The 11,207-nt window shown below is 69.8% G+C and carries 8 protein-coding genes; 2 read left to right on the forward strand and 6 right to left on the reverse strand.

Going from position 1 to position 11,207, the window contains the following annotated elements; translation table 11 throughout:
• Positions 1 to 1,093 (forward strand): hypothetical protein (locus tag VFK57_21975; protein HET7698398.1); only part of this gene is annotated, 1,093 nt, incomplete at its 5' end.
• Positions 1,094 to 1,156: 63 nt separating this feature from the next.
• On the opposite strand, the gene VFK57_21980 is transcribed toward VFK57_21975, so the two are convergent.
• The 4 genes from VFK57_21980 to VFK57_21995 form a co-directional block, all read right to left on the reverse strand.
• Positions 1,157 to 3,268, reverse strand: coding sequence for a sulfatase-like hydrolase/transferase (locus VFK57_21980; GenBank protein ID HET7698399.1), 2,112 nt, complete (start codon positions 3,266 to 3,268; stop codon positions 1,157 to 1,159).
• 144 nt (positions 3,269 to 3,412) lie between these two features.
• Positions 3,413 to 4,051, reverse strand: a complete 639-nt coding sequence (locus VFK57_21985; GenBank protein ID HET7698400.1) for a class D sortase — start codon at positions 4,049 to 4,051, stop codon at positions 3,413 to 3,415.
• A complete protein-coding gene (locus VFK57_21990; protein ID HET7698401.1) occupies positions 4,044 to 4,943 on the reverse strand; it encodes a VWA domain-containing protein in 900 nt (299 codons plus the stop codon). Before VFK57_21990 ends, VFK57_21985 begins: the two co-directional genes overlap by 8 nt.
• 15 nt (positions 4,944 to 4,958) lie before the next feature.
• Positions 4,959 to 5,834 carry a hypothetical protein gene (locus tag VFK57_21995; protein HET7698402.1) on the reverse strand — a complete coding sequence of 292 codons (876 nt, stop codon included), beginning with the start codon at positions 5,832 to 5,834 and terminating at the stop codon, positions 4,959 to 4,961.
• A gap of 106 nt (positions 5,835 to 5,940) precedes the next feature.
• On the opposite strand from VFK57_21995, the gene VFK57_22000 reads away from it, so the two are divergent.
• Positions 5,941 to 7,881 (forward strand): tetratricopeptide repeat protein, encoded by a 1,941-nt coding sequence (locus VFK57_22000; GenBank protein HET7698403.1) that lies wholly within the window; start codon positions 5,941 to 5,943, stop codon positions 7,879 to 7,881.
• A gap of 3 nt (positions 7,882 to 7,884) precedes the next feature.
• On the opposite strand, the gene VFK57_22005 is transcribed toward VFK57_22000, so the two are convergent.
• Complete coding sequence (locus tag VFK57_22005; GenBank protein ID HET7698404.1) at positions 7,885 to 8,823, reverse strand: hypothetical protein; 939 nt, start codon at positions 8,821 to 8,823, stop codon at positions 7,885 to 7,887.
• The gene (locus VFK57_22010) at positions 8,823 to 11,156 is read right to left on the reverse strand and encodes a tetratricopeptide repeat protein (GenBank protein ID HET7698405.1); all 2,334 of its coding nucleotides are present in this window, start codon (positions 11,154 to 11,156) and stop codon (positions 8,823 to 8,825) included. The genes VFK57_22005 and VFK57_22010 overlap by 1 nt, the downstream gene beginning before the upstream one ends.
• Between the last annotated feature and the right edge of the window lie 51 nt (positions 11,157 to 11,207).

Below are 11,207 nucleotides of genomic sequence, written 5' to 3' on the forward strand. Positions count from 1 at the left end.
CACGCCGACCGCGCGGCCGCGCGCCGAGGCCCTCCCGCAATATCTCGACGATCGCACCTTCTGGATGCTCGCCTCCGAGTTCTCCGAACCCGGCGGGACCTTCCGCTCCGACAATCTCGTCTCCAACGAGACCGTCTTTCAATACGTCATCCCGACACTGCAGCAGACGCTTGGGCCCGTCAGCGCGTATATCGGCGTCGGGCCGGATCAGAACTTCACCTACATCGCGTCGCTCAAGCCGCGCATCGCGTTCATCGTCGACATCCGGCGGCAGAACATGATGCTGCACCTGATGTACAAGGCGCTGATCGAGATGTCGGCGTCGCGCGAAGAGTTCCTGGCGCGGCTCTTCTCGCGGCCGCCGCCGAACCTCGACACCAACGCCACGGCGAACGCCCTGCTCGACGCGTTCGGCCACACCGATCCCGATCCGGTGTCGTTCGAGCGCAACCGCGCCGAGATCGTCGCCTGGCTGACGCGGCGGCACGGCTTCGCGCTGTCGCGCGGCGACCTCGCCGGCATCGACTACGTGTATCGCGCGTTCTACAGCGCCGGCCCCGAGCTGCGCTACTCGTTCGGCCGCGGCTGGCAGCCGTTCCCGACCTACAGCGATCTCATGACCGCCGACGACGGGCAGGGTGTGCAGCGCAGCTATCTGGCCAGCGAGGCGCTGTACAGCACGCTGCGCGACCTGCAGGAGCGCAACCTGATCATCCCCATCGTCGGCGACTTCGGCGGTCCCAAGGCGCTGCGCTCGGTCGCGCGCTATCTCGACATGCATCATTCGACGGTGAGCGTGTTCTACACCTCGAACGTCGAGCAGTATCTCTTCCGCCCGGTCGAGGCCGGCGGCCGCGACGTCTGGCAGCGCTTCTACGACAACGTCGCCGCGATGCCGATCACGCCGCAGAGCACCTTCATCCGCGCGTTCTTCAACAACCAGGGACGCATCATGCGCATTCCGGATCCGCAGAACGGCGTGCCGCTGGGCCCGCGCTCGCAGACCCTGTTGAATCCGATCTCCATCCTGCTCGCGGCGTACACCGAAGGCCACATCGGCAGCTACTCCGACGTCATCGAGCTGTCGCGTTGAGACGGATCGGAAGATTCGGGATTCGCGATTCGCGATTCGCGATGCGGGATGCGGGATTCACGATTAGCGATCGGGGATTAGCGATCCGCGCGTGTACGCGCGTACGCGCGCAATGTCGGGCGCGAAGAACGCAGGCGGGGCCGTGTCGACGAACTGCCGGCCGTAGCGGACGGCGTCGTCGCGGCGGCCCGCGGCCGCCAGCTCGAACCACAGGTTGTACAGCGCGTTGAACTGCGAGGCATCGAGCGCCACCGCGCGCTGCCAGGCGGCGATCGCGTCGGGCTTGCGGCCGGTCGTCGAGAGCACCACGCCGAGCGTGGTATAGGCGTCCGCCAGCGCCGGATCGACCTCGATCGCCTTTCGCGCGTGCGCTTCCGCTTCCTGCAGCCGCGCGCCCCGTGCGGGTTCGACGCGCGTCGCCAGGGCCTCTCGCAGGACGATCGACGCGAGGTTCTGATAAGCGATGCCGTTGGTCGGATCCAGGGCGAGGATCTGCCGGAACGTGCGCAGCGCGTCGGCGGATCGGCCGGCATCGCCGTACGCGACGCCGAGTCCGTTCAGCGCTTCCACGTCCTCGGCAGACATCCCTTCGAGCAGCCGGATCGCCTTGCCGCTGTCGATGTGGCTCTCGGCGAGATAGATCCCGAGGCGGATCCGGATGTCGCGATCGGGCGCGCCGCTCGAGAGCCCCTTCTCGAGGACGGCAATCGCCTGCCGCGGATCGCCCGCCTGCCAGAACGCGTAGGCGAGCGACATGTAGGCGTCTGCCGTATCCGGACGCCGCGCGATCACGCTCTCCAGCATCGCCACGGCCTCCTGCTGCCGCCCCGCCTGATTCAGTTCGGTGGCGCGATGCAGATCGCGATCGATCTCGACCAGCCGCTTCGGGTCGTCGGCCTCGCCGTAGGCCGCCTTCGCCGGCGCGCTCCCTTGCACGTAGCCGAGCGAGCGCAGCGCCGCCGCCGCCTCCGGCGTCTCACGCCCCGGGCGATCCGGGGGTGCCACGTTGAACGTCCGCAGCAGGTTGCTCAGCACCTGCACGCGCTCCCGCTGCGTCGCCGCGCCGTTCGACGACTCGCGCGGATCCGCGCCGAGATCGTACAGCTCGGGGATGGGCAGATCGATGTACTTCGTGCGTTCGCGCAGCACACCGCGCAGCGGCGCCCAGCCCCGCACGAGGTTGTACGTCATCGATTCGAAGTACGACGGTCGATCGCCCGCCGTGCCCGCGATTGCCTCACGCAGCGACGCGCCGGCAAGTGACGGGTCCGGGTCGATCCCCAGCGCGTCGAGAACGGTGGGGACGATGTCGATGTGGCGTACCGGCGTGCCGACGACGACACCTGCGGCCGCCGCGCCCGAGCGCGGATCGATCCGCGACACGATCAGCGGCACGCGCAAGGTCGGTTCGTAGGCGAACATGCCGTGGGTCAGCTCGCCGTGATCTCCGAGGCTCTCCCCGTGATCCGCGGTGACGATCACCAGTGTCGGGCGCGTGAGCGTGCGGAGCCGGTCCAGCAGCGGGCCGAGCGCCCGGTCGACGGCCGCCACCTCGCCGTAGTACGGCTGCGTCGAGTACGCGCCGGCGAGATCCTGCGGCGGACGGTACGGCGAGTGCGGATCGAACACGTGGACCCATCCGAAGAACGGCGTCTGCTGCTGCGCAATCCACGCCGTGGCCCGTGACACCACGTCCGCCGCGGGACGCTCCGGCATCGAGATCTCGACCGCCCCGCGCGTCTCCGGCATCTGGTCGTCATAGATGTCGAACCCCGGCGTCAGGCCGAACCGCTTGGTCAGCGGAAATCCGCCGACGAACGCACCGGTCGCAAACCCGCGCGCTTTCAACCGCGTCGCGAGCGTCGGCGTTCCGGCGCGCACGCGAAAGCCGCTGTTGTCGCGCATTCCGTGCTCGTAGGGAAGCAGACCGCTGAGGATCGAGGTATGCGAGGGCAGCGTGACCACCGCGTGCGCGTGCGCGAACGTGAAGCGCGCCCCTTCAGCGGCCAGCCGGTCCAGCGACGGCGACTGCGCCGGCCCGCCATAGGACGACAGGGCGTCGGCGCGCAGCGTATCGATCGTGATGAGGAGGACGTTCTGATCTGCGGTCGACGGCAGCGAGAACCGGTTCCCGCCGCTGCGCCAGGTCAGGATCGCCGCGCTGATTGCGACCACGACGGCCGCGACGATCAGCGGCGATCGGAGGAGTGACCGAGGCGCCGGAGACGAAGCGGATTTCTTCTGGGAGGCCAAGCCGTTCTAAGGATGTCACGACTTGGCAGCCGCAAAGACGGCTGGCCCGGGCGCCGGCCAGGGGCGTCACTGCGCGGCGGCGGCCGCACGCGACGGCGGCAGCAGTTCCGCATGCACGATGAATCGCTGCGGCGCGCTGCCGACGTAATCGAACGGGTAGCAGGTCACCAGCGTCAACTGCGACAGCTGTCCCGAACGCAGCACCGACACCTCATCCGGTGAAACGATGCGGGTGGCGAATACGCGATAGCGATGCACCCCCTCGGCCGTCGTCACCAGCACGGTGTCGTCCTTCTTGATCCCGGCGAGCGGACGGAAGAACGTGTCGCGGTGCGCCGCAAACGCCGCGTTTCCTGGTTCCCCGGGCAGCGCAGTGCCGGGGACGTGGCCGACCGATCCGCGCAGCGTGCGCACGTCCACCCCCTCGCGCGCGAGCGCCGACAATCGCAGCCGTGGAACCTCGATGCGGCCGACGACGGCACGTCTGGCGAGAGCGGGTGCGGTGGCTGCCGTGCTGCCGGACGGAGAGGAAGACGCGTCAGCCGCCGCGGCGCGCCTCGCGGCTTCGAGCTCGCGCGACAGCGCCGCCTGCTCGCGGGCGGCATGAATCTGTCCGGCGGCGAACCACGCCAACGCGGCGAGTGCGATCGCAAACAGCAGGCGCTCGGCAGCCCGCATCACCCGGTCGGCAGAGGCTCTAGACACCGCCGCCGTCCCCAGGCGCGATATACAGCGACCGCGCGCGAACGGCGAACCTGTCGTACTGCCGGCCCTGCAGATCGACTTCGACTTTCCGTTTGAGCCCATCCGCGGCCGTTCGCGGCGGAACGTAGCCGATGGTGTAGCTGCTGCGGATGTCGCGGGCGATGCGCTGCAGGGTGGGCGTAATCTCGCCGTTCGACTTCGGGAAGAACGATTCGCCGCCCGTCACCGACGCGAGCTGGCGCAGCAGCTGCGGCTTCGCTTCGCGATCGAGGCCATCGGCGAGGCAGATCGTGTAGATGACGACGTCGCGGCGCAGCGCGGCGTCGAGCACGTCCGCGAAGCGCGCGCGGCTGGCGTTGTCGCCGCCGTCGCTGACCAGCAGCAGGACCTTGCGCGCCTGCGTGCCGCGATCGAGATGCTGCAGCGCGGCGAGCAGGGCATCGAACAGCGCCGTCATGCCGCGCGCCATCGAGCGCGCCAGCGCGTCGCGGAGCACGCCATGGTCGCTGGTGAACGGCTGGTCCGGCGGGAGGCCGGGCCAGACTCGTTCGTTGAAGTTGATGGTGAACAATTCGTCCGCGGGATGACTCGACTCGGCGAATGCGAGTCCGGCGGCCCGAACGGCGTCGAGCCGCGGCACCATGCTGGTGCTGTTGTCGATGACCAGACCGACCGTCACCGGCGTGTCGTCCTGGTCGAACATGGTGATCGGTTGCACGCGGCCGTTCTCGCGTACGACGAACGCCTCGCGCGGCAGTCCGGGAACGAACCCGGCTCGCCGATCGAGGACGCTGACCTGCAGGACCACCAGGTCGGCGCGCGACGTGAACGTCGGCCGCGACCCGGGATCCTGCGCGATCAAGACGCCAAGCAGCAGTGCGGCGAGGCGCACGGCGTGCGGCTCCTCCTAGACGGCCGCCTTCCGCGCCGCGCGGAGCGCGAAGGCGCCGGCGAACGCGGCCAGGCCGATCAGGCCGACCATCGGCAGTTCACCGGCCGTCCGCGGCAGCTCGCTCGGTTCGGAGCGGCCGGACGTGCCCGTCGGCTGATCCGCCGTGGACGTCCGCGGCGCGGTCGTCGGCTCCGGCGTGGCGGCGGGCTGCGCGGTCACCGGCTGTGACGGCGGCTGCGAGGCCGTCGGCTCTGCCGGCGTCGTCGTCGGCTGCGACGTGGTCGTCGGCTGAGAGGCGGCCGGCGGCTGCGACGCCGGCTCCGTCGTCGGCTGCGACGTGGTGGTCGAGGCCGTGGAGCTCGTCGTGGCCGTCGAGGCCGTCGTGCTCGACTGCGGTTCCGCGTTGGCGGTCACGCGCTCGGGTGTGCCGGTCCACTTGGTGACGTCCGTGGACTCGGTGTCCATCGACATGACGCCCTCACCCGAGGCGCGCGCGATCGTCATCGCCTGCGATCGCGGATAGACGAACTCGTTGCCGGCGGTTTCGCCCGCGTAATACCAGTAGCGCAAAGCGGGCGGGACGTTCGACGGGGTTTCACGGAACGTGATCACCGGTTCCCCTTCGGGCTGGTTGCGCTCGGCGGGCACCGCCAGCACGGTGGCGAAGAGCTGCGTCTGATCGCGATCGAAGATCTGCACGATGTGGCGGTCAGCGGGGGAGTCGGCCAGTCGGAACGTATAGGTGCCGGCCGGCAGCGTCTTGCCGGGAATGGAGACCGGACCGCTGAACGTCACGAACGTCATGCGGTCGGACGGCTGTGCCGCGGCGCTGGCGGCGCCGATCAGCAGGGTGGCGCACGCCGCCGCGGTTATCGATGTGATTCGACCCATCAGTAATCCTCCTTGCGTTTCATCGCACTCGTGTCGCTGATGGAGTTGCACGCTGCGTGCCGGTGGGTTGCCGTGCAGCGCGGCGGCGGCACATCATTACGGCTCGATGGCGAAGCGGAAGAGCTCGCAGGCAGTCTTCTCCCGGCCCGTTCCGGCGGGTTCTCGCGGCACGGCGCCGCACCGCCTGCTCGTGTACGTCGCGCTCGTCGTCATCAACCTGGTCATCTACGCGAACGTCGGCCGGTTCGAGCTCGTCAACTGGGACGACCCGACGTACATCACGGAGAACCCGACCGTTCTGCGCGGGCTCAACTGGAGCACGGCCTGGTGGGCGCTCACGACGGGGCATTCACCGTATTGGCATCCGCTGACCTGGCTGTCGCATCTGCTCGACGTCAGCCTGTTCGGCACGAATCCCGGTCCGTATCACGTCGTGAGCCTGATCCTTCACGCCGCCAACACGCTGCTGCTGTTCGAGCTGCTTCGTCGCGCCACCGGCGCGCCGGGCCGCAGCGCCTTCGTGGCGGCGGCGTTTGCCGCGCACCCGCTCCACGTCGAATCAGTCGCGTGGGTGACCGAGCGCAAGGACGTGCTCAGCACGTTGTTCCTGCTGCTCACCACGCTCGCGTACGTCGGCTACGTTCGCCGGCCGTCGCTGGCGCGCTACACGGGCGTGATGGCGCTGTTCGCCTGCGCCCTCATGTCGAAACCGATGGTCGTGACGCTCCCGCTGGTGCTGCTGCTGCTGGACGTGTGGCCGCTCGGCCGCACCAACGCGCGCAGGTTGATCGTCGAGAAGGTGCCGCTCCTGGCGCTGGCCATCGCGACCAGCATCACCACGGTCGCGATCCAGGCGCGCGTCGGCGCGATGGCCGGTCTGGATGCCTTGCCGCTGTCCACGCGGCTCGGCAACGCCGCGATCGGCTACCTCGCGTACGTGTGGAAGACCGTCTGGCCCTGGCCGATGGCGGCGTTCTATCCGCTCTTCGAGCTCTCTCCGCTCCGCGTCGGCGCTGCGCTCGCGGCGCTCCTTGCCGTCAGCTACGCGACGTACCGCGTCCGGCGCCAGCATCCGTACGTCTGGGTGGGCTGGTGCTGGTATGTCGTCACGATCACGCCGGTCGTCGGATTCCTGCAGGCAGGCGAGCAGGGAATCGCCGACCGGTTCACCTACGTGCCGATGATCGGACTCGCCATCGCGGCTGCCTGGGGAGCGCCGCCGCTGGTGAACCGGATCCGCTCGCACACGCGGGCGCTGCCCGCCGCCGCGGCCGTCCTCGTGGTGGTCTGGACCATCGCCGCCCGCGCGCAGGCCGCGCACTGGGAGAACAGCCTCACGCTCTGGGAGCACGCGGCGCGCGTGACGCCGCGGAGCTACATCGCGCACGAAAACCTCGGCCAGGCGTTGCGCGAACGCGGCCGTCTCCACGAGGCGCTCGCCAGCTACGAGCGGGCGCTCGCACTGGCGCCGGCGCATTCCCCCGGATACGTCGCCGTCATCAACAACAGCATCGGGCTGGTGCTCGCGCGGCAGGGACGGACCGCCGAGGCGCGGCAGCGGTTCGCGGCTGCGGTGCTGAGCGATCGGGCGTTCGCGGAAGCGCGCTCCAATCTGGGGAACGCGCTGGCCGCCGAAGGGCACGCCAACGAGGCCATCGAGCATTATCGCGAGGCGATCCGGCTGAAGCCGGACTCCGTGGAGCCGCGCGTGGGACTCGGCGCTGCGCTGCTGCGCACCGGCCGCGCCGCCGAGGCGGCGGTGCAGTACCGCGATGCCATCGCGCTCGACGCGACGCTGGCGCAGGCCCACAACGGCCTGGGCGGCGCGCTGGCGACGCAGGGAGACGATGAGGGCGCGCTGCGGGAATACCGCGAAGCGCTGCGGCTGGATCCGCGGCTGCCGACGGCGCATCACAACCTGGCGCTGCTGTATCTGAAGCGGGCGGATCTTGCGCAGGCGCGGCGGCATCTCGAGGCGGCGCTGTCGGCCGATCCCGGGTACGAGCCGGCGCGGCGGGCGCTGCTCGCGATCGACGCGCGGCGCTGAGCGCTACTGCGGCGGGAAGCCGCTCGCGTGCGCCTTGACGTTGGGCAGCATCGTGCCGACCTGGATCAACTGCGGCACCTTGTTCGACTCGGGGCGCTTGTAGACGATCTCGTACTGTCCGGCGAGCGCGTCGGCGTAGCGCTGCATGATGCCGGCGACCGCGGAGATGCCCACCACGAAGTCGCGCCGGCCGCCGGTCACCTTGGCGAAATCGTTGATCACGAGATCGCGCTTCGAGTTCTTCAGTCCGCCGCGCTGCACCGACACCGACCAGAGCTGCGCGCCGGATGCGCGGAACGACTCGACGATCTTCTTCGGCTCTTCCCGGCTCTGCTCGTTGCTCGGCTCGAGGTTGAGGGACACGATCGCGCGCCGGGTGCTCGGGCGGCGCGTCAGCTCGCTGTTCGCCGCGGCGATCGCTTCCAGCAGCACGGAGCCCACGCCCGGCTTGGCGGTCAGCCGGTTCACCCCTTTGTCGAACTCCAGCGCGTGCTGCGTGAACGGCACCACCGGAATTGCCGCCTGTCCGAACTCCATCAGCATCACCGACGCGTCCGGACTGCGTGACAGCAGCTGCTTCGCGAACGCCGACACCGCGACGCGGATGTCGCGCACGTACTCTTCCGGCGTGCCGTAGGCATCGGTGACCCGCCGGCCCTGGGCGGTGTCGACCAGCACGACGACGGAGATTGGCTGGCTCGCCGGCTTGATCGCGACGATCTCCCGATCCTGGCCGTCTTCGCGAATCAGCAGATCCCCCATGCGGACGTCGGGCACCGGCCGTCCGTCGGCGTCGAGAATCGAGAGGAACAGGGACTTGTCCGAGACGCTTGCCTTTGCCGCCTGCGCATGCGTTTCGGTTACGGCGGCACGCGCGGGGAGGAATGCCAGGGCGAGCAGCGCGGCGAAGATCGGCCGGCGGCGTCGGACGTGTGCAGTCATCAGGAGCCTCCGCGGCGCAGTATACCCGCCGCGAGTTGATCCGCGGGGTTGAGAGCGAGCGCCGCCGCCGCATGCCGCCGCGCATCGCCGGTCCGTCCCATCTGCATGTCGCAGTAGGCGAGCCCCGACAGCGAGTCGGCATCGCGCGGGTCGAGGCGCACCGCTTCGCCAAGCTGGCGCGCCGCCTCGTCGATCCGTCCGAGCACCAGCAGGTTCAGTCCGTACTGCTGGCGGGCACTCGCCAGGTCCGGACGCAGTTCGACCGCGCGCCGGAAGAACGGCTCCGCGATCCCGGGCTCGCGCCCCTGCTGGGCGATGCGGCCGAGGCGCAGCCAGGCTTCGACGCTCTCGGCGTCCGACAGTCGCACGCGCTGGACGACGGCCGCCGCCCCGCGGAGATCGCCGGTGGCCTGCAGCGCTTCGGCAAGGTCGTAGCCCCCGCCGGGGATCGCTTCGCCCGACTCGAATCCGCGGCGCAGGTGCGGCACGGCCTCGGCGGCGTGTCCGCTCTTCCAGAGCGCCTGGCCGAGCGCGTATTCGATGCGCGGATCCGCCGGCTGCGCCTGGTGGGCGCGTTCCAGGTGCGCTCGCGCGCGTTGCGGCTCGTTGGCGAGGAGCAGTTGCGCGCCGACGCCGTAGTGCGCCGTGCCCGGCTGCGGCGGCCGCGAGCGCTCGAGCCGCTCGACCCAGCGATTCGCGGCGTCGTAGTCGCGCAGGATGACGTACCGCTGCGCCAGCCGCAGTCCCTCTTCCCACCGTCCGTCGTCGAGGTGCAGGGGCCAGTTCGCCGCGACCGCGAATGCACCCGCCGCTGCCACCGCCCGCCGCCGCCGCCGGGGGTCAGGTCTGGAAACAGGCGCTCGGGGGTCAGGTCTGGAATCAGGCGCCCGGGGGTCAGGTCTGGAATCAGGCGGTTTGAGGGCCAGGTCCGCGGTTACTGCTCGGGGCTGAGATCCCGCTGTGCGCTTTTTGAGACCTGGCACCACCAGACGGCGCATTCCCAGACCTGGCACCGCCAGACGGCGCATTCGCAGACCTGGCACCCGAAGACGTCCCATCCCCAGACCTGACCCCGGGACAGCGGCAGTCTGCAGACCTGGCACCAGGGAGGCGAGCAGCGCGCCCGCGCCGGCGCACAGCGGGACCAGCAGCGGCAGACGGTACCGCTCGGCCACGAAGAACACTGCCACCGCTACCGCGTAGGCGGGGACGAACGACGCGAACGCGAGATAGCCCGCCCGGTCGCCCAGCGGCGGAACGAACAGCAGCCCGGCGAGCCCCAACGGGATTAACAGCCACGGGCCGACCGCCAGGAACCGCAGGACGGTGTTCGCGTCGTAGGCGTAGAACGGGTAGCTGTGCGGCAGTGCGGTGTGGGCCGCGTTGAAGACGTAATACAGCTTCTTCAGGAACAGCCGCGCGGCGCCGCCCGGATCGCTGGCCATCCACGACCAGCCGAGGCGGAAGAAATACGCGGACGTCTCGGCATCCGTCACCGGCCGCCCCAGCGCCTGTTCCGCGACGCGCCGCGCGTCGCGCGCCTGTCCGGCAATCGTCGGGGTGATGCCCGGCACGTTGGTGTAGAAGCCCGACGCACGCTCGCTGTTGCCGATGTAGAAGTTCAGGCCGCCGTGCGACGACACGAACGAGAACTGCTGCGCGACGATCGCGTTGCGGATCGCCACCGGCGCCATCCCGACGATCACTCCGGCGGCGAGCAGCGCCGCGGGACGCGTGCGCCGTGTCGCGACCGCCATGACGGCTGCGACGCCGGCAGCGGCGATCAGCATGTTCGGCCGGTTGAGCGTCTGCAGCCCGAACACGATCCCGCACAGCAGCAGCTTCCAGCCCGTGCCTCCCGTCCTCCCGCGGAACGCGTCGGTCAGACACCACAGCGCCGCCGACGTCAGGAACGCGTCGATCGAGGCCTGCAGGATCAGCACCTCGTAGAACGTGAACAGTCCGGTCGACGCCGCCAGTCCGGCGGCGATCCAGGCGGCACGCTCGCCGAACCACACGCGCGAGGTGTCGAACAGCAACCAGACCGACAGCGTCCCGAGCGCGATCTGGACCACGCGCACGACGGTGAACGAGTCGAACACCGCGAGGACGGCCGCGAGGAAGTAGATGTAGAGCGGTGAGACGTAATAAAGGCCCGGCCCCAGGCCGACGTCTCCGGCGAGCACGCGCCGGGCGAGATCCGCATAGGCAGTCGTGTCGAGCCCGGCGTCCGGGGAGGTGAGCGGATGGTCCCGCAACTGGAACAGAACGACCAGTTTGACGAGGAACACCGCGGCGAGCATGAGCGACAGCCGGAGGGGAGTCAGCCGCATCGGTCCTGCTTCGGCCGGCTCTGTCAAGCCGCTGTGCGGCAGCGGCTTGTG

It is taken from the genome of Vicinamibacterales bacterium (genome assembly GCA_035699745.1).
Taxonomy (GTDB): Bacteria; Acidobacteriota; Vicinamibacteria; order Vicinamibacterales; family 2-12-FULL-66-21; genus JAICSD01.

Coding starts and splice junctions, on each gene's coding strand:
- VFK57_22005 (HET7698404.1), bottom strand. CDS start 8,823: ATGACTGCACACGTCCGACGCCGCCGGCCGATCTTCGCCGCGCTGCTC.
- VFK57_22000 (HET7698403.1), top strand. CDS start 5,941: ATGGCGAAGCGGAAGAGCTCGCAGGCAGTCTTCTCCCGGCCCGTTCCG.
- VFK57_21995 (HET7698402.1), bottom strand. CDS start 5,834: ATGGGTCGAATCACATCGATAACCGCGGCGGCGTGCGCCACCCTGCTG.
- VFK57_22010 (HET7698405.1), bottom strand. CDS start 11,156: ATGCGGCTGACTCCCCTCCGGCTGTCGCTCATGCTCGCCGCGGTGTTC.